Below are 23,230 nucleotides of genomic sequence, written 5' to 3' on the forward strand. Positions count from 1 at the left end.
ATCATAGTTTTTAACTGTATACCAATCAAGTGCCTCTAAAAGTTGATTGTAAGGAACAGCTTCATCACCATCATAAGCCGGAGGTACTTTAACGAAACCAGTAAATATTTTATCACCAGTAATTGATAAGTATCTAAAGTTGCATAGTTTGTTAATTCTGAAGATGTTGCGAAATTAGAATTCACAAAATCTTGTGTCGCTAAAGCTACATAACCTGTGGTTGAACCATTATCAAAATACATGTATGGATATTCTACACCATTTAGCGTTGGATAATTGCCTGAACTAAAACCAATAGCTTTTGAATTTTCTAATGCATTTACTTTAGTATTAGGATTAAAATTACCAGCATGATAAATATTATTTCCTTTATATTGAATTACTGAATCATTTACAGAAAGTGAATTTGCAACTGAGTAAGGATATTCTCCCCATCCCATAAACAAATACTCCAAATTACCATTACTTGTCAAAGAACCAACCCCTGCTATATTTTTAGTATCATCAATAGACTCCCAAAACATACCAGTAGCATTCCCTCCACCCTCTACTTGCTGTATTATAATATTTCCATTAGGTTTAATTTTACCACCACTTGTTAAAGTACCACCAGATAATGGTAGATAATTATCTAACTGACTTTGACTTACTTTTGCATTCCAATCACTTGCAGTCCCAAAATTAGATGTAAGAATATTACCATCAGGTTGTATTAAAACTTTTTCATCATAAATTGCACCATCATTTATTGATAACTCAAATGCATAACCTAAAGTGTTATCACTACCACCTCTTTTATTACCTACTTTCCATCTTGTATTATAATGTGTGTATTCATGTCCTGAAACAACTCCTGTATCTCCAATAGTGTGTCTAAATACATTTACATGATTTAAATCATGCCCTTTGAATGAAACCGCAGAAGTTGGTTCATAAATTTTATCAGCAACTATCGTTTGCGGTGTATTAATTGTAACATAATCGGATGGATTAAAATTAGTTGAATCCCAGTTAATAACATTGTCATTCAGAATAGGAATATAGCCTCTCAGGGTCATATCAATGGTGTTAATACCTTGATATAAGAATAACTTCTCAGCATGTACAGGAAAATCTAATCTATTATACCATGTATTTGGTCCTTGAAAATGAAAAGATGTTCCATAGTAACTTTGAAAATGTGTAGTAGATGGGTCTCCAGTATAATCTGTTATTGATAAAGGGAAGTTTGTTTTAGCTATAGTACCTGTGTGATAACCACCTCTTTGTGTTAAAAAATTATTATTTGCCCATGCTGTAGTAGCCAATATTTGAATAGAAATAGTTACTCTTTTTGTTCCACCTGGGTCTGCAGAATCGTCTATTGAATAAACTCTATTTACTGAACCTAATTGCCCACCAGTAGTGGTAGTTGCTTTTACAGAGAATCCTTGCCAATAAGATAATCTTGGAAACCAAAAACAAAGATTTCCGCCTAAATTTAAAGCAATTATTGAAGTTAAATCTGCATGAGTAGAATAACCATTTGCATTTATGATATTATTATTATAAATATATCCCTGTACCTTACAATCCAAAACCATTCCTCCATAATACATGTTGCCTTTCATTTCTAATAAGAAAGGAGCACCTTCACTTTGTGAATAGTCTATATTTGTTTTTATTAAAGTACCATTAGTAAAATCTCTTCCTGAATGAACAAACGAATCCTCTTTAGAAAATTTAGATAACTCGGCTCCGCCACCCATTAAAAACTGCTCATCATTTGAACCATCTTTAACAAAGCTTAAAGCTTTTATAGGCTTAAATGTTGTATCAGAAGCATCTTTTAAATTAAACGCACCATCAAAATTAATTTGACCTACTCCTAACCCATCTGAATAGAAAGGAATACCCGCTTTAGATCCATTCGAGCCTACAACCCATAATTTATGTTCAGCATAACCACTATTTCCAGAATTATTATGAAAATCTTTTCTACCTGTTATATTTTGATAGGTATTCGTAGTCATAAAATACTCATCAGAATTAAGCTGAATATATTCCGAGCCACTCCATCTGAATTGAGTATTGTTATTCGTTATTACATATATTTTTCCTTTTTCGCCGGAGCTGGGCAAGCTTTCAAAAGTGTCATATTCGAGTACATCATCTACATAACTAGGGAGCTGAGACGAAGGAACTTTTCCATCAACTAAGTCTGCTTTTTTATTCAGAGAGGCCTCTGTACTTTCTGGAAATTCTCGATTATTATGCCAGTAATTCTCCATGTAATTCCAAAACTCTTCAGATATAGGGATATCTTCAGGATTAAAATCGGAGTTAAATTCTTCATTTTCTTCCATTTTTATTATTTTTGTTAAGGTTTTTAAGATTAAAATTTTGAAGCCTCTTTTTATTAGATGAGCTTCAGGCTTTAGCCTTATTTTTTAAGGTGGTTTCCGGCAACGGATTTCCACCTTTATTTTTAATAGGAAGATTCATTTTGCGTTTTTAATTGTTGAATTTTAGACATATTTCGGGCTGTTCAACATTTTGAGAATGTTAAATTCTAAGACTTTTTCGTGAAAATTTATAGGATGAGTTGTGCTTGGTTACTACATTAAATTTAAGATGTCAAAACGACAGAACTTGACGTATTTGAAAATTAAATTTCATCTTTTTTAGTATCAAATTCTTCCTCAAGAATATCATTTTCAAAATCTTCTCTGAAGAAATTTTCAATATCATCGAGGTAATTTTCGTAGTCTATTTCTGTGTTTTCGATGTCGGCCCAAGTAATCGTATAGAGATCTTCATTAAAAACAATAGCAGAATTATGATTGGGTGTTTCCATGTTTTCTGTTTTTGATTTTTGGATTGATTTTGAACATGTTTTGAGCTGTTCAGCATTGTGTAATGTCGAATTCAAATGGCTTTAAAAGTTTTTAAGATTTGCTTTTGTGTTTTTGTTTATACTGTAAAGATAAGAGCGGGGAGCGACAAAACTTGACGTGTTTTAAAGTCTAAAATTTTATTTTTTAATTATAATAGAATAAGCTTATATTAACCAATTATAATCTTAAGAGCTTATATTTTATTTTTAATTAATTTCTGCACAATTTGGTTTAAAACGTCTCTGTTGTCATCAATATAGCTCAATCCTGCCTGAATTAAATTCTCAATATTAGATCTTCTTACATTATCCATCGCAGGAGAAGCGTTTTTCAACGAAGGATTTAGTCGATAATAATTTTTCTGATTTCTCAATCCTAAAGTATTAAACATCTGGCAAAGCTGATAATCCACCGTTTCTGCATTGGCAGACATTAGAATATCAATAATCGGTGTTACCCAACCGAGTTTTCCTGCTTTTTCCATTTTTTTGAACGGATATTTTTTCGATTCAATTCCGGTTCCAATTGAAATAATAATCATGTCATTCACGGTCGGATAATTGGCTTTCTGATGATTTTTCAAAACTTCAGCAAAAGGAACTTTTCTTGCTTCTGCGTAAGCACAAAGTGCCGGATTATTAGCAAACATTCCACCATCAATTAAGCTGAAAATCTGTCCGTACATCGATTTTATCTGAACCGGAGTAAAATAAGTTGGCGCTGCTGAAGTAGCTCTGCAGACATCTTTCACATAAAAATTATCGGTGATTAAATTGGCTTTCCAGGAGTTGAATAATTTTGCTCTTCTATTTTCTATGTCATAGCTTGTTATTAAACAAGGTTTTATCAATTCTTTTAATTCTAAATTTCCAAAAAATTCGTTGAGGTTTTTTTCTAAAGCTTCCTGAGAAATTTTTTCATTCAGCAGTCCAAATGGGTTGATCAGTTTTTCCCAAAAAGAAACCTGAAAGATATCGCCGCCTTTTTCAGAATACAATTCCAAACCTTTCTGAATAGAATATTTTGCTTTTCTTTGTTCGTCGGGACACAAAATAATCGCTGCGATTAATGCTCCCGTGCTGCTTCCTGCCACCAAATCAAAATAATCTCCAAGCTTTGCACTTGGTTTGTCGTGAATCTGCAGCTGCTCTTCGATGTAGCGTAAAATAATGCAGGTGATGATTCCTCTTATTCCGCCTCCATCTAAAGAAAGTAGGGTTGTCTTTTTCATTTTTCTACTGTTATTTTGGTAGAATAAAGATAGGATCGGGAGGCGACAGAACTTGACGTGTTATAATTATTTTCAATAAAAAATTTTAAAAAATAACATAATTTTCATCATCCCTTTTCAGCTTTGCAAGCGCTCTCCAAGTCGTTTTTACCAAACTTTTTTTAGTCGGGAAATTCTTCTTTTCAAAGTGGGGAAGGTCTTTAAAAGTTTTCCAGTTTCCGCCCCAATCCCAACCGTGTTTTGCGAAAATTTTTACGCATTCGTACCAGTCGGCAACCTGATCATTATCCCAGTCTTTTGCGGTGTCCCAACTTGCTGTTTTTCTGTCAATAATCAAACAGATATCAACGGCTAATCCGTAATTGTGAATGCTTTGGCCGGCTTTGGCGTTCGTTACTTTTTTTCCGTTTGTAATTCTTCCGATAGCATAGAGTTTTTCCTGCTCCTCAAAACTTCGAAGTCCCTGAGTAATTCTTATTTTGGCTTTTCCGGTTAATGCTTCATCGCATTCTTTGATGATTTGTTTTACTTCCTCCCTCACAAAAGGATGTAATTTTTCTATTCTCTGTAAGGTTATTTTGTCCATATTTTTAGTTTCTTTAGAAAACAAATGTAGGGGTGCAATACGTCAAAACTTGACGCATTGAGGATAAAAAAGGTGTCATTTTAAATGAAAAAATAAACTTTCTGCAAACACTGATTAATACATTATTGCGACAAAACGTGACGTGTTTTAAAGTATTTAATTATTTGATTTTAAAGTAAATAGGTGTCGTGTTAAATTTTTATTGAAATATGAAATTCTGTTTTAAAAGTTATAGATTTGTACTTTCAAACAGGTGTTTTTTTCATATCATGTACGCTTTAGTCGATTGCAATAATTTTTTTGTTTCCTGTTATCGAAAGTTATTATTTATCAAAAGTTAATTAGACTATGTATTGTAAATGTTTGATTATCATATTTTATTGTGATAATATTGTATTGATAATTAACCAATTTCAATTTCTACTTTTGAGGTAAATAATGTAATATTTCTAAAATTAATAAGTACATTAGTAAAAACTAATGTAATCATGCAATTAAAATTAAAAGAGAAAGATATTTCTCTCATTGGTAAAGACTTAGTGGTTGATCTTCACAGAGAGATACCTGTAAACTTATACAAATACTTTTCCATTAGTTCTTATAGTATAGATAATCTGATTGAAAATAAAATTCACTTCTCTCATCCTTTCAAACTTAATGATATTATGGAAGGAAGCAGTCAGCTATGGGACTTAAATGATTTTATAGAGCAGTACGTTTCAGAATCCTCGAGACCCTATTTAGACGTTCTTACTTTAGTTACCCAGCATTTCCCGGAAGAGGTATACCAGCATCGTGGAGTATTGTGTTTAACAGAAGATTTCAATAATAATCTGTTTTGGCCGCATTACACCTCCGAATTAGGTTTTTGTATAGAATTCAATTCTACTGATTTTTTAAAATCGTTGGAACTTGAAAAGATTATTTGTTTTCCAATGGATTATGAAATCTTACAGACCATTAATTTTAATGACTATATATTTAGGGAGGAACTTTCAGGAAAAGTCGGAGTAAATGCACAATTACCTTTGACATATGCACTTGCTGTGAAGGATAAGATATGGGCGTATGAAAAAGAATGGCGGATTATTCTTACAAAAGAGGATTTAGGGAAGATTTCACATCCATTACATATTATTAATCAAGAGCAATATTTGGCCGAATTAAAAGGATTGGTCAATAGGAATATTCCTTATGATCGTCAATGTATAAATAGAATAATTTTATCAACTTTATTTTTCAGCAACAGCAGATTTGCTAATAAGATCAAAGTGAATAACTGCACTACAGAATATTATTTTAGGGAGGGAAATAAAGATTTATTTCAGTTTTTATTAGAGCTTCAGCAGAACTATAATGATAAGGTTTTCCAGATTGATAGAGATATCATAGAGGGTGAAATAGTTAGTAAAATCAATTATAGAATTAAGATTATATACTTGAGTGAAAAGTATGTATCTATTGAATCTGAAAAACTATTTTAAATATTATTAAAATTAATTTCTTCATTAATTAAAAAATAAATTAACCCTAAAAATTTATGGATAAATCATTAAAATTATATTGGGATCTATATTTCGAAACAGTATCAAATGATGAGATGGTCAGAGAACATAGTAATCCCATTAGAGAATTTGAAAAAGAATTAATAGATGGAGCAATACTGGATATCGGTTGTGGTCAATCACCCTTTATTTTGGACTTACTTAAATTAGATAAGAAAATTTTTGCGATTGATAATGAGCTTTTTCAACTTAAGCATCTAGAAAATCGAATACGAAATTTTGATAGTGAAAGTTTAAAAAAATGTACTTTTCTACAGAGTAATTTTCCCGCTGATAATCTACCAGACACCAATTATTCTCTTATAATTTTATCTAATATCTTGCATTTTTATAATATTCAAGAATGTATTGAGATTGGTAACCTTATAAAGACTATTTCAGTAAAAGGAACAATTATTTACATTAAAGTTCATTCTTATAAGCATCATACGAATGACCCAGAAAATCCTGACAATAATGAATATTTTAAGCATTTTTTTAATAGAATGAATTTAGACTCTGTCTTTAATAAAAATGATTTTGAAACAATCTATTTTGCTGATGTAGAAAGTATTAATTCTCAAAATCAGATTAAATTTTTAGAAAAATGGTTAGATTGTTTTTTAGATAATAATCGAATTTATAATCCAGTGGAAAGATTAGCAATAAAGAAAGACTATCTTCAAAATAAAACAGAAGCAAATTTTGTTGTAATGCTGAAAAAAAAATAAATTAATTTGATATTATCCAATCAAAATCCATGCAGTACAAACTTATAGAAGAGATAGTTTATTTGAGCGAAGCAAACGGTTGGGATTTTGCAAAACTAGAATGGGAATTTACTTCTGCATATTATTCAGAAGAAGAACAAAGATGTCTTTGTGGGCATTATCCTATCAGGAATATTTGTGTGATAAAAAATAAAAAAAACTTTACAATTACTGAAGTCGGAAATTGCTGTATAAACAAATTTCTAGGGATTGAAGACGGAAATAAAATTTTCACCTCTATAAAGAGGATTAAAGAGAATGCAAGAAGTAGTATAAGCGCAGAGGTTCTTGAGTATTTATATTCAAAAAACGCTATTTCAGATTCTGAATATAAATTTTATAAATCTATACATCGAAGAACTAGAATGTCTACAAAACAATGGGAGTTTAAAGAAAAAATAAACAGAAAATTTTTAAACTTTACAAGTTATGAAAGGAATTCTCATTTTAATAAAATAAATCTTATTTTAAAATGGGCTGAAGAGAAGCCTTCTTTTAATACTGATTATGTGCTATCTTTAAAACAAGCTTGTAATAGAAATGGAAAGTTAACAGATAATCAATTATCAGCATTGAATAATATAATTACCAAATTTAAAATCAAGGAATATTAATTTGTAGATTTATTTTTTACTTTCACATGACATTTCGTAGACTATTATATTAACAAATCCAGTTCAATATTGAGCTGGATTTGTTAAATTGGTATTCTTCGGTGTTTGATTTCTTTTCCTAACCAAACGCCATAAATTTTCCATTGTTCATAAAAAACTATCCATTCGGAAATCCAAGGAATTATCTTATACAGTGGGATATTTTGGAGTATTGGAACATCTTTTACAGGATGGTACAAGCAAAGAGATAAATCTCCGTACAAATGTATATCATCATTGTATTCAATCTTTTGGTTAGTTATAAATACTCTATCATACCTAAATGGGAAAAAGGGTGAGTACAAAATGTTTATCCGGTAAGATTTACCCGAGATAATGATTGTACCGTTCCCTTCTAAAGCCTTCTTTTTCGGATTAATCGAAACTGTTAGCCACTGAAAGTTGTGTTCTAACATCATTTGCTGGGAGAGTAAATATGGATACCAGTTTTTCCTTTGCTGTTTTTTTTTATTTTCCTCCAAAATTGTGATGAGATTCATTTTTTACACCATCTTTAGCGTTAATTATTCCTCTAGCATTGGTATATGCCGTTCCACTTGTTATCAAACTGCTGGTCTTTACAAATTCGTTATCTGAAAATTTGGAAAAGGTTCTTATTTGCTCATTAAGGGCCTTTTTATATATACCTTCACCAAATAATTGGATATAATCTTCTTTGCTCGTCTCAAATGATGATTTTAACTTTGTCCATCGCGTGTGAAAATCAGTAATAAAACTATAAAAGCTTTTATAATGCTCATCAGTCCAGAAGTCTGTAAAATCTTCTTCGTTGTTAACTGGATTTAAAATTTTAAATTTGTATCCTCCAATTAAAGCTCTATTATAATTATCCTTTATCTTGGACATAATGTTATCAATTGTTTCGAAAATGGAATTTTCTGAACGGTAAAAGTGTGCTAAAAGTGTTGTGATAACAATGCTTGAAACTGGATAATTACAGTTTTGAAAGTAAACATCACGATATCTTTTTAACAGTTGTACTGATCGTTGCAGTGGTGTTTTAAAATATAATTCTTCGGGAAGCTCCTCAGTTTCTATTTTTGCTTCAAGAACAAGGTTTGAAAAGCTCTTTAAAAGAGGCTTTTCTGCTGATTCTGAAATGCTGGTGAACCATTTAGCAAAACCTTTTGGATTGCCTGTAGACCAACTTCTTAATGCTTTTTCAGGGATTTTAATTATTTCTTTTTCAAATAAATTTGGCATACAAGCAGGTAAGATATCCATATGGAAATCACTTTTATAATTTAATCTTACACATCTTTTCTTCTTTTCCATTATGGAGCTGTAGTAACTATCTTTTTCAAGAGCTTTTACTAAAGCGTTGTAAATTTCTTCAGGGCTGTGCAAATGGTAAGGATCATAAATGTGTAAAACGGTATCAAGATCGAAATCTTGATCATTTATAGGTTTTACCGTGGTTCCTATACGTTTGGATCCTTGTGCATAGATTTCAATTTCAAGTCCATCAAAAAAATCAGGATTTTTCTTTAATACGTTTGCAACGGAGTTATAAGCACTCTCCATTCTTTCTAATCTCGTATTATCCAGTTGTAATTCTTGCGCAATCCTTGCTAATAATTCTTCCCTTTGAAGAATGTAATCTTTAAATATATCAATCATTTAAAATGTTTTATTTATAAGCAATTTGGTATGTTGTCCAATTCTTGCTATTTGTTTATTTTCTTGCAGCAACCTTTGTTGTTCGATATCATCGCAACTAACAATGCCAAAACCTTTTGAAAGGTCATTGTCTTTTTTTGAAAGTTGTATAAGGGCTTTCTTTTGTTTTTCGTTTGGAATAAGCTCATAAACATCATAAATTAAAATCTCATAGCATGTAAAAAACTCGCTCCAAACAAGATTTTTTGAAAATCTTCGAACGTGTTTGTAATCTATTTGTGAAAATATATCTGAATCCAAAATATTTGTATCTAAAAGCTCTTCCTTAAACTCCCGATAAGGATTATTTTCTCTTTCTTGTCCAGATTCGAACCAATTTAAAACGTCTATACAATGTTTTCCCGGAACCATGAATCTAAGATCACACGAGCTCTTATCATCTACATCAAGACCGTTTTTCGAATTATCGGGTTTATACCCCCATTTGGTAAAAAGACTTTCATCTCCATATCTTTTATAAACTCCGCCAACAGGCTGCAATTGATTTTCTATCCTTCTGTTTAGAACCAAAAGATATTTGTTAGTGCCAGGGATTTTTATTCGAATTAATCCTGCTATGGAAAAACGAATATTCTGATTTTTATAAGCACCGTACTTGGTCTTGAAAAATAGATTTAAATAATTTCTATTTTCCCAGAGTATACCAGCTCCTTTTGTTGCTAATGATTTTGCTACACCTGTAAAAAGGGTTAATAATGCCATATTAAATTGGTATTGGTTATTATAAGCTACCGACAAATTTTATTCTGTCGATAGCTTAAGGTTTACTTTTCCTTACGAATTCCTTTAAATGGCGTACTACTTGATGTTTTTACACCTATAAATTGACCATTAGAGGTATCTCGCTTCACCCATAATTCTGTTTTGGGGTTGAAAGTTTGGGAACGACCTCTTACCGCTCCATTTCTGTGACCATCACCGGTCGGATTGTTTGTTGCCATCGCAAATAAAATTTTTGTTATTACGTTATAAATATGTCTGAAAGACACCTTCATACATATACCAAATCCGTTATAAAGTTTTTCACTAAATTTGGAAAATATGAATGCCCTCATTCATATACCAATTCCGTTAGTAACGCATTTGATATATAGATGAATAAAGAGCCAAAAAAAACTATTGAAATTGATTTTGAATCATTACCCAGCGATGAGCTGATAGAATATATTTCTTTTCAAAATGATTATAAAAATGAAGCGGAAATAGCATTTTCAGTTTTTTGTGATAGATTTCAGGAAAAAATTTTCAGAAAATCAGAGATATATTGTAATAAATTTGACTTTAGCGAAGCTGTAGCAACTTATATTGTTAACTGTACATTTGCAAGAGTCTGGAAATATCATTCTTTTAGTAAAGGAAAGTCGAAGCGATCAAATGTAGATGCTGCAATAGAAATTTGGTTGTGTAAAATACTTTACAATGAAATTGTAAAATATAATACTAAAAATACCTGTTCTGAAAAAGATGAAGAAGATTTACCTATTATAGATAATTTTGATGCATTAGTAGATTATTTTATAAAATGTGAAGATGACGAAGATGATGAAGTGATTGAGAGAAAAAGAGATTTAAGAAAACAGTTAGAGGATGTAGAAAGGGCTTTAGCAAAACTATCAGTAAAGCATAGAATCATTTTTTTAACTTATAAAGCTTATGGTAATGACGGATACATACCGCGTAAGGTAAGTAAAGCATTATGTGAAAGATTAGAACTTACACAAAATTCTATCAGAGGTTATAAGAGGGTTGCTGAAAATCATATTAAAACATATTTAACTTATTTAAATGGGAGCAAGTAAAAACATAGAAAAACTTTCTAATGAAAATTTTGATGATTGGTTGCATTCTTTAGGATATTTATATCCGTTGTGTGAAAGACATTTAAAAAGATTTGATACGTTGTATCAAGATTATGACTTTAAGTTAAAAAATCAGAAAGTAAGTATAGAATCTATAATCGATGGAACCTTTTGTGAAGTATCTAGAACTGTTGAGATAAAGCTGGATTCTTTTACTAGTACAGAAATAAGTAGTTTAAAAATGGTAGCTAGAAAAGGAGGTGAAAACATACCAGATCACATTAAAGAAAAAATGAAAAAAAATAATAAAAAGAAAAAAGGTGATAGCGAATAGCTCATTTTCTAAAATTAAAAAGCTTGCTGACGAAATTTCTAGTGATTATAATGAGAAAATTATACCGTTAGAGAAGATTGGAGAGTCAGAATATTTAGAAATTATTTATGACAATTACGAACCGGGGACATTTGATGGGATGACGATCTTTGACGATGAAGACTTTTACATCCATCTAAATATTGATAACGGAAATAAAATAAATTCTCCAAGATCACGTTTTACTTTGGCACACGAATTCGGACATTATTTTATTGACACACATAGAATTGGACTTAAATTAGGCATTTTAGAACCACACCCCTCAAAAATTGACAGAGTTCAATTTGATAAAATAGAAAGAGAGGCAGACTATTTTGCTTCTTGTCTCTTAATGCCTGAAGAATCTTTCAGAAAAGATGTATCACAATTTAAAACATTTAATTTTGAAGTTATTAATCATTTAGCGAAAGAATACAATGTAAGTAAGACAGCTTGTGCAATTAGATTTTCAGACATAGGCAATCATCCTATAAAGATAGTCTACGCAGAAAATGGTATAATAAAATGGGCAAAAAATAGCTTTGATTTTCCGTACTATAATTTTTTATCGGATAAAAAAGTTCCTGACGGTATGATAATGGGAGATTATTTTAAAGATATTACATCAGAAATCTTTAAAACAGGACAAATTTTTGCTGCGGATTGTTTTCTTGATAATAAAAAACCTATTCCTTCTAACTTATTATTTTACGAGCATTGTATTACCCACAAAAATTGCGCTCTAAGTATAATTTGGGAAGATTGATATAAAATAATATTAGAATATAAATTTAACCTTTGGGCAATTTAATTTTTTAATATCCTTATGTAATCCCGAAAACAGATCCTTCAAGGAATAATTTTCAAATTCTCAGGTTCAAAGTCTTCAGGGAAGATTCCCGAAAGATATTTCTACAATTTCCACCTACGGAATATCATAAAATTTATAGAATACGCTGTCAGAAATTTGCTTTTGCTTTTTGTTTGACACTTTCGATTCTTCTTGATTTTTATAAATGTTAATTTGTCATTTATTCATTCAACTTATTAATAGTATCTTTTAATGTGTTTTTATACCGAAAAATATTCAATTTTTCCCGTTTCTTTTTAATTTTTATATTGTTAATTCCCAGTTTTGCGAGCTTGCGTAATATATGATTAATTTCACTTTCTGATACTTTTAAAACTACCTTTATCATCCTATAATTGCTTGCTTAATATTCTTACATTAAAATCCTTTGCTACTAGATACTGCTTTTATAAATGACAGCCACCAACCATACACTGTCCAACCAAAGAATGCATTGATTAATAATACGACTAGAAATTTAAACTTTAGAACTGGAAGGCGTAGTAAAGCTATCATTGAAGGAATGAAATAGATAAACAAAATTATTTTTAGAAATAATGCTCCTCCTTCTTCTTGCTGGGTTGTAACGGTCAAAATTTGTATCATGCCTATTTAATAAAAAGCGTGGAACTAATATCAATCCGTACATAGGTGCCGCGAAGTACCCGATAACCAGAAAGACTTAGCCCACGCCGTATAAGCATGGGCGTAAGTCTATCATTTTTGGTTATCATTTTAAAGTTCGCGGCTTTATGTACCAAAACGATAGCTTACGCTTGACGTTATTTTAATTTATAGACAAATATATAAAATCAAAATTAAAAAGTTATATAATAAAAATACCCGTCATCTACTCTTAAAGAATAAAAAGGGTATGTAGATAAAGCATCTTTAGGGCTACTCTTTATTGTGATTATACAGTTCGCAAACGAAAAGTTAAATTAATACGTTCTTTCATTGGAATAGTAGATTTAGCAATTCTGTGTTCCCAGTGCTCTTGTAAATCACCCTTCATAATTAATAATGACCCATTAGGAAGAGGAAGGCTGTATTTGCTCTGATGATGATCTACTTTTCTAAAGTCAAAATTTCTTGTTTGTCCAAGGCTTATTGAAGCAATAATTGGTCGTTTCCCATATTTGCTTTCTTTATCTCGATGCCAAGCAACAGAATCATTGTGATCTCTATAAAGATTCAATAAAACACCATTGAATTGATAGCCAAATTCATTTTCTATTCTCTGCTTTAATGCTAAAAGATCAGGAAGCCAAGGATTCGTCGTTTTTCTATTTTCTTCAGAACTGTAAGATTTTGTATCGCCGTACCAAGCTGTCAAACGTGGAGTCAGTACCATCTTATCATACATTTTTTGAGTACGTTGTTCCCAAGGTGCTGTTTTCAGTAGCTTATTTTTTAGCTGGTCAGCTTCTTCCTCACTTAGAAAATTCTCTTTGTATTCCAAAAGATTTTTTGGAAATTCATAAAATTCTTCCGTATCAAATAAACTCAGCTGACTCATTGCTGTATTCTTTTTTAATATTATATTTGTTTTACCCCGTTGATACGGGATTTTTTTTCATCATTTGTGTTTTTAATCCTGTTGTATGTATAATAGAACAGGATTTTTTATGAATTGATTTTACTTTGTGTGGGAAAAGCTATTTTCAAAAACGTTTATATTAATGATTTTATCATGAGCGATATCATAAATAAGCTCCACCGAAAAGCTCGAAACCTTATAAAGAATATATTTTGATTGGGAAGTGGTTCGTTCATTGATGAAAATTCCATGAGCAATAGTAAAATCATATTGCGCCTTACGGTCTGGTAAGTTCTGAAAATCATAATAAGAGATAAACATAATCTTATATAAATGCTTGATGAATTTATTTTTTTGAAATCTTTTGATCTAATTCTTGAATATCTCTTCTGATTTCAAGGAACATATGTTTAAAATTATAGTTTTCAAAATTATCAGGTTCAAAGTCTTCGGGAAAAATTCCTGATGCATACTGCCAGACTTCAACAACTTCTCTTAAGGGGATATCATAAGGTTTGTAAAATGAGTTGTCAGCAGCAACAGTTATTGATTTCTTATTTCTGGAGGTAAATCTTTTATAAGAAATACCATCATTTAAAGTCACAAAAACATAACTTTTATTTGGTTTCAGGTCATCAATATTTTCAACATACTTTCCGATAATATAAGAACCATCTTTAAATGGTGGCATCGAATCTCCCTGAGCTGGAAAAGCTCTATATTTTCCATTTGTAAGGAAAGGTAACGAGATTCTCTGTAAGCTTTCAATATATTCTGGATCACTGTAGCCGGACAAGTATCCCATGGATGCTTTTTGAGGTACAATTTCAATACTGTTGTTTCCTAATTGATCTACGACCACCGGCAGGACAATTCTGTTGTCCGGTAGTTTCAATACATCTTCTAGCGGATATTTCCTAATATCCACAGTAAGAAGCAGATCAATACTTAAATTGAAATATTTCGAAATTCTGATGAGCAGCTCATACGGAGCTTCCGAACGTCCGTCTTCATATTTAGAATAACGCACCCTGCTCATTAAAATTTGATCCGCAAGTTCCTGCTGCGATAAATTTTTTTGAGTCCTTAAAAACCTTATGTTATCTGAAAAAATCGACATTGATACAAATTGTATCTGCAAATATATGAAAAATGATACAAATAGTATCTAATTTTGTAAAGTGAATCGTGCGATTGTACATATGGACTTGGACGCATTTTTTGTATCCTGCGAGAGGCGTAATAATGCTCAACTTGATGGAATCCCCCTTATCATAGGAGGTGGAGACCGTGGAGTGGTTGCGTCATGTTCCTATGAAGCAAGGAAATTTGGAGTTCGCTCAGCGATGCCGATTCGAATGGCTCTCAGATTATGCCCAGATGCTAAAGTGATTCGTGGAGATCATGAGCTGTATTCTAATTTATCGCATACCGTAACTGAAATTATTCAGGAAAAAGTACCTGTGTTGGAAAAAGCAAGTATCGATGAATTCTATTTGGACCTTACCGGAATGGATAAATTTTTCGGCTGCTATCAATGGACACAGGAAATTGCTGCAGCAGTAAAAAAAGAAGCTGGACTTCCCATAAGTTTTGCCTTATCTACGAATAAAACTGTTTCAAAAATTGGAACAGGAGAATCAAAACCTTTGGGAAGACTAGAAATTAAAGAAATAGAAGTGCAATCATTTTTAAACCCTCTATCTATTAAAAAGATTCCGATGGTTGGTGATAAGACTTTTCAATTGTTATCAAGAATTGGAATTCGAACCATTCATACTTTAGCTGAAATGCCGGTACTGGTACTTCAGCAAATGATCGGAGTCAATGGAAAAGAACTTTGGAAAAAGGCGAATGGGATTGATGAAAATCCTGTTGTTCCTTATTCAGAAAGAAAATCGATTTCAACGGAAAGAACTTTTACGAATGATACAATGGATATCATGGAACTGAAAAGACTGATATCAGGAATGGCTGAACAATTGGCTTATCAATTAAGACAGGAAAAATGGCTGACTTCAACAGTGGTAGTCAAGATCCGTTATGCAAATTTCGATACAGAAACAAAACAGCATAAAGTAGCCTATACTTCAGCGGATCATACACTTTCGAGAGTGGCTCTGGAACTTTTCAATCAGATATATACAAGAAGAATGAGATTAAGATTGGTGGGGTTGCGGTTTACAGGACTTGTTCATGGTAACCATCAGATGAATCTGTTTGAAGATACGGAAGAACAGATGAGCTTATATCAGACAATGGATTATTTGAAGAATCGGTTTGGTGTCGATGCGGTCGGCAGAGCATCCGGTTTTGATTTTGGAAAATAACTTGTAAACTTTTCTATTATGTTTCTAAATTGTCATTCTTTCCACAGTCTTCGTTACGGTACTTTATCGATGGAAGAATTAGTACAGCAAGCACATTCTTTGGGTATCAAAGAATTAGTACTGACGGATATTAATACGATTACTGCTATTTATGATTTCAAGAAAGAATGTGAAAAAGTAGGAATTAAACCTATTGCTGGAATCGAAGTCAGAAAAGAGAATAAGCTGCTTTATATTGCTATTGCAAAAGAGTTCTCAGGAATTGGTGAAGTCAATAAAGCGTTGACGGATCACAATTGTTATGGAGCAGAACTTTCTGAAACGGCTCCTGCATTTAAAAATGTTTTTATTGTTTATTCGATAGATAACATTCCTTCAAAGCTAAAAGAAAATGAGTTTATTGGAGTCCGGGAAGAAGAATTGAATTTATTGATTCGTCCTGAATTTAAAAGGCTAATTCCGAAAATGGTGGTTCTTCAGCCGGTTACATTCAGTACTAAAAAAGAATATAATCTTCATAGAATTTTAAGGGCTATTGATAACAATACTTTATTGTCAAAACTGGCTGAGCAAGATGTTTGCAAAAAATCGGAATATTTTAAATCCGAAGATTTAATTATTGGGGCTTTTCAAAGATATCCAGAGATCCTAAAGAATACAAAAAAAATCCTGCATGCCTGTAGTTTTGAATTTGATTTTGAAAAAGTTAAGAACAAACAATACTATACTAAGTCCAAAGAATCCGATGTAAAGCTTTTGAGAAGATTAGCGTATTTGGGACTGAAAAAGCGTTATGGTAAAGATCATGAAATCGCAAAAATAAGAGTAGAGAAAGAACTGAAAGTAATTGATGAACTCAACTTTTGTTCTTACTTTTTGATTACATGGGATATTGTGCGATACAGCAATAGGATGGGGTTTATGCATGTAGGACGTGGAAGCGGAGCCAATTCAATTGTCAGTTACTGTATCGGGATTACGGATATATGTCCTTTAGAACTTGATCTATATTTTGAAAGATTCTTAAACCTTAACAGAAAAAGCCCTCCGGATTTCGATATCGATTGGAGTTGGCAGAATAGAGATACAATTCTGGAATATATTTTCAATCGTTACGGAAAAAATCATGTCGCTTTCTGTGGAACCAATGTTGAATTCAAATACAAATCAAGATTCAGAGAAGTCGGGAAAGCTTTTGGATTGCCAAAAGATGAGTTGGACGACCTGACGAAAAAGCCAATGGAAGCTCATGAAATCAATTCTGTTGTCCAGACAATCCATAAATATGTAAGGCTGATGGAAAGATTTCCTAATCAAAGAAGTATGCATGCATGTGGAATTTTGATTTCTGAAGAACCTATTACCAATTATTCTGCACTCGAAATGCCACCGAAGGGATTTCCTATTGTTCAATTCGATATGAATGTAGCAGAAGATATTAAGTTAGAAAAATTTGATATTCTATCTCAAAGAGGGCTTGGAACGATAAAAGATACTGTCGAGCTGATTAAAAAAACAAGAGGAGTCGATGTTGATATCCGTGATACGAGAATTTCCAAAGATGAAGAAAAAGCTAATGAATATTTGGCTATCGGAAGAACGATCGGCTGTTTTTACATAGAATCTCCTGCGATGCGAGGACTTTTAAGAAGATTAAAATGTGATAATTACAGAATACTGGTTGCGGCTTCTTCTATTATCAGACCTGGAGTAGCGCAAAGTGGTATGATGCGAGAATATATTTTCAGGCATAATCACCCAGATCAGTTTGAGTATTTCCATTCAGTATTTGAGGAACATTTAAGAGAAACGTACGGAATTATGGTTTATCAGGAAGATGTAATTAAAATTGCTCAATATTTTGGTGGCTTATCCTTAGCTGATGGAGATATTCTGCGAAGAGCAATGAGTGGAAAAGGGCGCTCCATTAAAAAGCTTCAGGAAGTAAAGGCTAATTTTTTTAAATCCTGTAAAGATAAAGGGCATTCATTAGAACTTACTGCTGAAGCGTATCGACAGATTGAATCCTTTGCAGGGTATTCTTTTTGTAAAGCACATTCCGCCTCCTATGCGGTGGAGAGTTATCAAAGTTTATATTTGAAGGTTTATTATCCATTGGAATTCATGGTTTCCGTGATCAATAATCAGGGGGGATTTTATCGTACTGAAGTATATATCCATGAAGCGAAAATGTCGGGAGGGAATGTCCAGGTGCCTTGTGTGAATTCAAGTGAATTCCAGACTATTTTAAAGGGGGAAAATATTTTTTTAGGGCTGATGCTTTTGGAAGGATTAGAGACAAGAATTGCCCACGGAATTGTTAACGAACGGGAAAGAAATGGAGATTATAAATCTTTACAAGACTTTGTCAAACGGATTCCAATTGGTATTGAAACAATCCAGACCTTAATTTTTATTGGAGCATTTCGGTTTACGGGTAAGCAAAAAAATGAACTTCTTGTTGAAGCAAGAGTGTTATTGGTAAATTTTAAACCAGAGAATCGAGGTTTAATGTTAATTGAAGAACCTGTCCAAGAATTTAAGCTTCCCGAACTCAAAAGGGAAAATTTTGAGGATGCTTTTGATGAAATTGAATTGATTGGTTTTCCTATTTCATGCAGTCCTTTTGATTTACTGCAAACAAAGTATAGAGGATCAGTGTTTGTAAAAGATTTATCGAAGTTTCATAAACGACAAGTAAAAATGTTGGCTTATCTAATTGCCAGAAAACATGTGCCAACAAAGAAAGGAGAAATGTATTTTGGAACCTGGATCGATGCAAACGGAGATTATTTCGATACTGCTCATTTTCCAGACAGTCTAAAGCAATCTGATTTTCAGGGAGGAGGCTGCTATTTGCTGTTGGGAACCGTAGAAGTAGATTATCATTTCCCTACCATTACTATTCACAAGATGGCAAAGATGCCAATGATTCCTGACCCACGTTATTCTTATGATAAGGAAAAACAATATGATATTCATCGACAGATTAAAGAAGATGTAAGTATGACTTCTAGGCAACCTTATCCACAAATTCATGAGATTGAATTACCAAGATTTACTTTTGATAAAAAATAACATAATATTCATAATATTTATAATATTCATAATATATATTATGTTTATGGCTGTTTTTTAATAAAAAGTTATTGAGTTTTATATTTTTTTTATAAGTTTGTGTAAACAAAAAAATCTGCCTAGTATTTGGAGCACTAACAGATTTTATTTGTTCGATAAAAGTATATGGAAAAAAGAGAATTCTTTTGTCCCCTATATCTTATTTTCTTATAGCAAATATAAAAAATATTGCTAAATAAAAAAATATCTTAATTAAATTTTTCACTAAAAATTTAATTATCAAATTGATATAGAGTGATAACGATACTCAGTTTCCAATACTTAATCAATTATTGTTAAACTTTATATCAATATTTATGAACAAAAACATTCATGAACTACACTCGCAGCTTGAAACGTATATTAAAGAGAATATATATTCAAGCAGTATGACAGAACGCTTATCTACAGAATACAACAGGCTTCTCGAATACATGAAAGAAAAATCAACTGAGATTTATACACCGGAATTGGGAGAGACCTATTTAAAATATAGGAATACGATTATCAAGAAGCGTAAGTACCACCATTATGATGCACGTTACGTTACACTGCTAAATGGGATGCTTCAGGAACGTTGGATATTAAAAATTTCCCGAACAAAGTATGATGCGCCATTTCCAGGGCAGCTTGGTTATTATTTTACAGATTTTTTAGAGAAATATACCATTGAAAAAAAATTAAAGACGAATACAAGAAATAATTATTATCGAAGTCTTTACAAATTTTGTGAACGAATGGAGTATGAAAAGATATTAGAATTAAAAGATATTACTGCTGAAAAAATTCTTGATTTTATGTCATCCGTAAAAAATTGCAGAGATCATAGTGCAATAATATTAAGGGCGGCACTAAAAAAGCTTCATGATGAGGGGGTGATAGATCGTCGCACTTCAAAGATATTAGATCATTTAAAAATTAGAGTAAGAAATGAAATCCAAACATACTTTACAGCTGATGAGATTTTACGGCTTGAGCAAAGTATAAATAGAACTATATCAAAAGGCAAAAGGGATTATGCTATGATTTTATTAGCAACTAGACTAGGGTTAAGATCTTCTGATATCAGATATCTTAAATTTTCCAATATTGATTGGAAGAATAATATAATTCGCTTGGAGCAATTCAAAACAAAAGTCCCTATTGAATTACCTTTATTGGTAGATATTGGGGAAGCATTAATTGATTACATCAAAAATGGTAGGCCTAAGATAAAATCAAAGGATATATTTCTAAGAGACCTTGGCCCATATACAACGATGACAAGTGGTGCATTTTATAATAATATCCGTCATTATTTGAAAAAAGCCCGTATTAATTACAGTACCAGAAAGCACGGCAGTCATGCACTACGACATAGCTTAGCAACAAACTTATTGAAGAATAGAGTTCCAATATCAATAATTTCAGATACATTAGGGCATTCGAATACAAGCGTAACAATGGATTATTTACACATTAGTGTGGAAAATTTACTTGAATGTTCTTTAGACGTACCTATGGTTGATGATAATTTTTACTTACAAGCAAATTTTAAATAAAATAAATATGGATAAAAAATTTGTATATACAAGTAAGCTAGCGCCTTATATTCAGGGATTTTTAAAAGAGAGAGGGCTTAAGGGATATAATTCATCGGCACTTAAATGGATTTTATTAGAGATCGATAAATTTTGCAATGATTATAACATGAAAGACCATTTTATAAGAGAAGAGATTGTAAATAAATGGAGAAAAACCAGAACTAATGATAGTGACCGGTCTTTATACATGAAGTACAATGCCTGGATTCAACTAGGTAATTATATGCGTGATTTAGGTATAGACTGTTATGTACCGATTCCTTATAGAAAAGGAGCAAAAAATAATTATATTCCATATATTTTTACCCATGAAGAAATTCAAACTATATTTTCACTCTCAAATTATTTAAAAATAAGTTATAAATATTCACAAACTATGATCTTTACTATGCCGGCAATACTTCGATTACTTTATAGTGCTGGATTAAGAATTGGTGAAGTATTAGCAATTAAAAATAAAGATATCGATTTTGAAAAAAGAACAATAGTAATAAACGATTCTAAAAATAATACTCAAAGACTCGCAGCAATAAATGATTCGTTATTACCAGTATTGCTACAGTACAAAGAATTTCGAGACAAAAATCCAATAGAAAAAATTCTTTTACCTGAGTCACCATTTTTTATTACACAAAGAGGAAAAAGCTGTCTGGGAGAAAGTGTTAGACGTTGGTTTTGTGAAATTTTAAATACAGCAGGAATATCTTCAAAGTCGGGAGGAAATCCTCCACGAATTCATGATCTTAGGCATACCGCTGCTGTTCATAGCCTTGTAAAGATGGTGCGTAATAACATAGATGTTTATTGTGCATTGCCAATGATTTCTTTGTTTTTAGGTCATAACGATCCAAGGTCAACCAATAATTATGTTAGGTTGACAAACGAAATGTTTCCAGGAATAATACAGCTAGAACATCCGACATCTTTAATTTTTCCAAAAATCACTCAAAATTAATTAGCTATGACAGATTTTGCAAAATACTTACAAAGTTTTTTCCATAAATATCTTCTTGGAAATTATGGAGCTTCATCCAATACTATAAGAGCATATAAAAAAAGCTTCAGTTTGTTGGTATCATTTATGACTAAGGTAAAAAATATACCTCCTCACAAACTTGAACTAAAACATTTAAATAAAGATTCAATATCTGAATTTTTGATGTGGCTTGAGACGGATTGCAATAATTCTATTTCAACAAGAAATAATCGTTACGGAGCCATTTGTTCTTTTTGTAAATATTTACAATATGAAGTACCAGACAGATTAGCTGAGTGGCAAAATATCCGATCAATTAAAAGTAAAAAAGGATTTTCAAAAGTAATGAATTATTTGTCTGTAGAAGGTATAAATTTATTACTTGAACAAGCGTCTATGGACACTTTGGCTTCTCGTCGGGATTTAGCTATGTTAGCATTGTTATATGATAGCGGAATGCGAGTTCAGGAACTTGTAGATCTAAGCCCATCATGTGTAAGGTTTGAATATCCTTATCATATAAGAGTAACAGGTAAAGGTAATAAGCAACGAGACATTCCTTTGCTGAAAGAACAAATTAATTTATTGGAACGATATGTCAAAGAGAATCATTTGCTCAGGCCTGAAAAACAATTTAGCCCTTTATTTTTTAATCGAGGAGGAGGAAAGCTTACTCCTGCAGGTATAACTTATATTTTAAAGAAATACGCAAAAAGTGCTAGAATAGTTAATAGCCATCTGATTCCTGAAATTATTAGTCCTCACGTGTTTAGGCATTCTAAAGCAATGCACCTTTTACAAGGTGGAGTTAATATTGTTTACATTCGAGATATTTTAGGACATGTAAGTGTACAAACAACGGAGAGGTATGCAAGAGCTGATTCAAAACAAAAACGGGATGCTCTTGAAGCAGCTTACCAAGATGTAATCCCAGAAAAAGGAAAACTTGGTTCTTGGGAAGGAAATGATGAGGAGATAGATTTTTTAACTAATTTAGGTATTTAATATAAAAACAAAGTGCTTTTAAAAGCACTTTGTTTATAAATAATAATAAAATGCGTCAAGCTCTGTCGTTTTACTAAACTAGTTTTGTTATAGATAATAACAATATATTAAATATTTGAATACCTTTAAGATATTTAATTAAAAAAGTTATTTTTATGCAAAATTAATAATCTCAACTTAAATCAAGACAAGCATGAAAAAATTCTATATGAGTGCATTTTGGTGTGCGTTTTTTTGAGTATTTCTGCTCTGGAATTGCTAACTTTGTTAAGACACATTTATAGTATTATAGAAATGGACAAACACTGAAATCA

The 23,230-nt window shown here is 31.6% G+C and carries 23 protein-coding genes; 11 read left to right on the plus strand and 12 right to left on the minus strand.

From position 1 onward, the window contains the following. Positions 1-35: 35 nt before the first annotated feature. The 4 genes from BUR17_RS12885 to BUR17_RS12900 form a co-directional block, all read right to left on the minus strand. On the minus strand, positions 36-2,345 hold the full coding sequence (locus BUR17_RS12885; RefSeq protein WP_074230764.1) for a hypothetical protein: 2,310 nt from the start codon (positions 2,343-2,345) through the stop codon (positions 36-38). 302 nt (positions 2,346-2,647) lie between these two features. Beyond that, entirely contained in the window at positions 2,648-2,911 is a 264-nt protein-coding gene (locus BUR17_RS12890; protein WP_074230765.1) for a hypothetical protein, read from the minus strand. A 158-nt stretch (positions 2,912-3,069) separates the two neighbouring features. Continuing rightward, a complete protein-coding gene (locus BUR17_RS12895; protein ID WP_074230766.1) occupies positions 3,070-4,107 on the minus strand; it encodes a patatin-like phospholipase family protein in 1,038 nt (345 codons plus the stop codon). 85 nt (positions 4,108-4,192) lie between these two features. Continuing rightward, positions 4,193-4,693, minus strand: coding sequence for a M15 family metallopeptidase (locus BUR17_RS12900; RefSeq protein ID WP_074231228.1), 501 nt, complete (start codon positions 4,691-4,693; stop codon positions 4,193-4,195). A 488-nt stretch (positions 4,694-5,181) separates the two neighbouring features. On the opposite strand from BUR17_RS12900, the gene BUR17_RS12905 reads away from it, so the two are divergent. From BUR17_RS12905 to BUR17_RS12915, 3 genes are read left to right on the plus strand one after another with little or no spacing between them, the layout of a single operon-like run. After that, positions 5,182-6,177, plus strand: a complete 996-nt coding sequence (locus tag BUR17_RS12905) for a DUF2971 domain-containing protein (protein WP_074230767.1) — start codon at positions 5,182-5,184, stop codon at positions 6,175-6,177. A 56-nt stretch (positions 6,178-6,233) separates the two neighbouring features. After that, a complete protein-coding gene (locus BUR17_RS12910; RefSeq protein WP_074230768.1) occupies positions 6,234-6,968 on the plus strand; it encodes a class I SAM-dependent methyltransferase in 735 nt (244 codons plus the stop codon). Between the two features lie 29 nt (positions 6,969-6,997). Next, positions 6,998-7,621, plus strand: a complete 624-nt coding sequence (locus BUR17_RS12915; RefSeq protein WP_074230769.1) for a hypothetical protein — start codon at positions 6,998-7,000, stop codon at positions 7,619-7,621. An 83-nt stretch (positions 7,622-7,704) separates the two neighbouring features. Here the strand turns inward: BUR17_RS12915 and BUR17_RS12920 are convergent, their stop codons facing one another. The 4 genes from BUR17_RS12920 to BUR17_RS12935 form a co-directional block, all read right to left on the minus strand. Next, positions 7,705-8,160, minus strand: coding sequence for a hypothetical protein (locus tag BUR17_RS12920; protein ID WP_074230770.1), 456 nt, complete (start codon positions 8,158-8,160; stop codon positions 7,705-7,707). Further along, positions 8,129-9,301: a nucleotidyltransferase domain-containing protein gene (locus BUR17_RS12925; RefSeq protein WP_074230771.1), complete on the minus strand. Its 1,173-nt coding sequence runs from the start codon at positions 9,299-9,301 to the stop codon at positions 8,129-8,131. The genes BUR17_RS12920 and BUR17_RS12925 overlap by 32 nt, the downstream gene beginning before the upstream one ends. Continuing rightward, entirely contained in the window at positions 9,302-10,063 is a 762-nt protein-coding gene (locus BUR17_RS12930) for an SMODS-associated NUDIX domain-containing protein (protein WP_074230772.1), read from the minus strand. Positions 10,064-10,125: 62 nt separating this feature from the next. Beyond that, positions 10,126-10,356, minus strand: coding sequence for a hypothetical protein (locus BUR17_RS12935; RefSeq protein WP_074230773.1), 231 nt, complete (start codon positions 10,354-10,356; stop codon positions 10,126-10,128). Positions 10,357-10,455: 99 nt separating this feature from the next. Here BUR17_RS12935 and BUR17_RS12940 point away from each other — a divergent pair, with 99 nt between their 5' ends. From BUR17_RS12940 to BUR17_RS12950, 3 genes are read left to right on the plus strand one after another with little or no spacing between them, the layout of a single operon-like run. After that, positions 10,456-11,160, plus strand: a complete 705-nt coding sequence (locus BUR17_RS12940) for an RNA polymerase sigma factor (protein ID WP_074230774.1) — start codon at positions 10,456-10,458, stop codon at positions 11,158-11,160. After that, positions 11,147-11,494 (plus strand): hypothetical protein, encoded by a 348-nt coding sequence (locus BUR17_RS12945; protein ID WP_074230775.1) that lies wholly within the window; start codon positions 11,147-11,149, stop codon positions 11,492-11,494. The genes BUR17_RS12940 and BUR17_RS12945 overlap by 14 nt, the downstream gene beginning before the upstream one ends. Beyond that, positions 11,481-12,281: an ImmA/IrrE family metallo-endopeptidase gene (locus BUR17_RS12950; RefSeq protein ID WP_074230776.1), complete on the plus strand. Its 801-nt coding sequence runs from the start codon at positions 11,481-11,483 to the stop codon at positions 12,279-12,281. Before BUR17_RS12945 ends, BUR17_RS12950 begins: the two co-directional genes overlap by 14 nt. 462 nt (positions 12,282-12,743) lie before the next feature. Here BUR17_RS12950 and BUR17_RS21225 read toward each other — a convergent pair whose 3' ends face one another. From BUR17_RS21225 to BUR17_RS12965, 4 genes are all read right to left on the minus strand, one after another. After that, entirely contained in the window at positions 12,744-12,971 is a 228-nt protein-coding gene (locus tag BUR17_RS21225) for a superinfection immunity protein (protein WP_074230777.1), read from the minus strand. A 307-nt stretch (positions 12,972-13,278) separates the two neighbouring features. Next, a complete protein-coding gene (locus tag BUR17_RS12960) occupies positions 13,279-13,884 on the minus strand; it encodes an alpha-ketoglutarate-dependent dioxygenase AlkB family protein (RefSeq protein ID WP_074230778.1) in 606 nt (201 codons plus the stop codon). A 120-nt stretch (positions 13,885-14,004) separates the two neighbouring features. Beyond that, on the minus strand, positions 14,005-14,226 hold the full coding sequence (locus tag BUR17_RS20665; RefSeq protein WP_143747588.1) for a hypothetical protein: 222 nt from the start codon (positions 14,224-14,226) through the stop codon (positions 14,005-14,007). A gap of 25 nt (positions 14,227-14,251) precedes the next feature. After that, positions 14,252-15,025 carry an XRE family transcriptional regulator gene (locus BUR17_RS12965; RefSeq protein WP_074230779.1) on the minus strand — a complete coding sequence of 258 codons (774 nt, stop codon included), beginning with the start codon at positions 15,023-15,025 and terminating at the stop codon, positions 14,252-14,254. Between the two features lie 61 nt (positions 15,026-15,086). Here BUR17_RS12965 and dinB point away from each other — a divergent pair, with 61 nt between their 5' ends. From dinB to BUR17_RS12990, 5 genes are all read left to right on the plus strand, one after another. Beyond that, a complete protein-coding gene (gene dinB, locus BUR17_RS12970) occupies positions 15,087-16,235 on the plus strand; it encodes a DNA polymerase IV (protein WP_074230780.1) in 1,149 nt (382 codons plus the stop codon). A gap of 18 nt (positions 16,236-16,253) precedes the next feature. Beyond that, positions 16,254-19,313: a DNA polymerase III subunit alpha gene (locus BUR17_RS12975; RefSeq protein WP_074230781.1), complete on the plus strand. Its 3,060-nt coding sequence runs from the start codon at positions 16,254-16,256 to the stop codon at positions 19,311-19,313. 356 nt (positions 19,314-19,669) lie between these two features. Continuing rightward, positions 19,670-20,893 (plus strand): site-specific integrase, encoded by a 1,224-nt coding sequence (locus BUR17_RS12980; RefSeq protein WP_074230782.1) that lies wholly within the window; start codon positions 19,670-19,672, stop codon positions 20,891-20,893. Positions 20,894-20,900: 7 nt separating this feature from the next. Further along, the gene (locus BUR17_RS12985) at positions 20,901-21,890 is read left to right on the plus strand and encodes a tyrosine-type recombinase/integrase (RefSeq protein WP_074231231.1); all 990 of its coding nucleotides are present in this window, start codon (positions 20,901-20,903) and stop codon (positions 21,888-21,890) included. Between the two features lie 6 nt (positions 21,891-21,896). Continuing rightward, positions 21,897-22,916, plus strand: a complete 1,020-nt coding sequence (locus tag BUR17_RS12990; protein WP_074230783.1) for a tyrosine-type recombinase/integrase — start codon at positions 21,897-21,899, stop codon at positions 22,914-22,916. The last annotated feature ends 314 nt before the right edge of the window (positions 22,917-23,230 follow it).

The sequence above is a fragment of the Chryseobacterium scophthalmum genome (assembly GCF_900143185.1).
Classification (GTDB): Bacteria; Bacteroidota; Bacteroidia; order Flavobacteriales; family Weeksellaceae; genus Chryseobacterium; species Chryseobacterium scophthalmum.

Coding starts and splice junctions, on each gene's coding strand:
- BUR17_RS21225 (WP_074230777.1), bottom strand. CDS start 12,971: ATGATACAAATTTTGACCGTTACAACCCAGCAAGAAGAAGGAGGAGCA.
- BUR17_RS12965 (WP_074230779.1), bottom strand. CDS start 15,025: ATGTCGATTTTTTCAGATAACATAAGGTTTTTAAGGACTCAAAAAAAT.
- BUR17_RS12930 (WP_074230772.1), bottom strand. CDS start 10,063: ATGGCATTATTAACCCTTTTTACAGGTGTAGCAAAATCATTAGCAACA.
- BUR17_RS12925 (WP_074230771.1), bottom strand. CDS start 9,301: ATGATTGATATATTTAAAGATTACATTCTTCAAAGGGAAGAATTATTA.
- BUR17_RS20665 (WP_143747588.1), bottom strand. CDS start 14,226: ATGTTTATCTCTTATTATGATTTTCAGAACTTACCAGACCGTAAGGCG.
- BUR17_RS12900 (WP_074231228.1), bottom strand. CDS start 4,693: ATGGACAAAATAACCTTACAGAGAATAGAAAAATTACATCCTTTTGTG.
- BUR17_RS12940 (WP_074230774.1), top strand. CDS start 10,456: ATGAATAAAGAGCCAAAAAAAACTATTGAAATTGATTTTGAATCATTA.
- BUR17_RS12945 (WP_074230775.1), top strand. CDS start 11,147: ATGGGAGCAAGTAAAAACATAGAAAAACTTTCTAATGAAAATTTTGAT.
- BUR17_RS12975 (WP_074230781.1), top strand. CDS start 16,254: ATGTTTCTAAATTGTCATTCTTTCCACAGTCTTCGTTACGGTACTTTA.
- BUR17_RS12985 (WP_074231231.1), top strand. CDS start 20,901: ATGGATAAAAAATTTGTATATACAAGTAAGCTAGCGCCTTATATTCAG.
- BUR17_RS12960 (WP_074230778.1), bottom strand. CDS start 13,884: ATGAGTCAGCTGAGTTTATTTGATACGGAAGAATTTTATGAATTTCCA.
- BUR17_RS12895 (WP_074230766.1), bottom strand. CDS start 4,107: ATGAAAAAGACAACCCTACTTTCTTTAGATGGAGGCGGAATAAGAGGA.
- BUR17_RS12905 (WP_074230767.1), top strand. CDS start 5,182: ATGCAATTAAAATTAAAAGAGAAAGATATTTCTCTCATTGGTAAAGAC.
- BUR17_RS12935 (WP_074230773.1), bottom strand. CDS start 10,356: ATGAAGGTGTCTTTCAGACATATTTATAACGTAATAACAAAAATTTTA.
- BUR17_RS12990 (WP_074230783.1), top strand. CDS start 21,897: ATGACAGATTTTGCAAAATACTTACAAAGTTTTTTCCATAAATATCTT.
- BUR17_RS12885 (WP_074230764.1), bottom strand. CDS start 2,345: ATGGAAGAAAATGAAGAATTTAACTCCGATTTTAATCCTGAAGATATC.
- BUR17_RS12980 (WP_074230782.1), top strand. CDS start 19,670: ATGAACAAAAACATTCATGAACTACACTCGCAGCTTGAAACGTATATT.
- BUR17_RS12910 (WP_074230768.1), top strand. CDS start 6,234: ATGGATAAATCATTAAAATTATATTGGGATCTATATTTCGAAACAGTA.
- BUR17_RS12920 (WP_074230770.1), bottom strand. CDS start 8,160: ATGAATCTCATCACAATTTTGGAGGAAAATAAAAAAAAACAGCAAAGG.
- BUR17_RS12915 (WP_074230769.1), top strand. CDS start 6,998: ATGCAGTACAAACTTATAGAAGAGATAGTTTATTTGAGCGAAGCAAAC.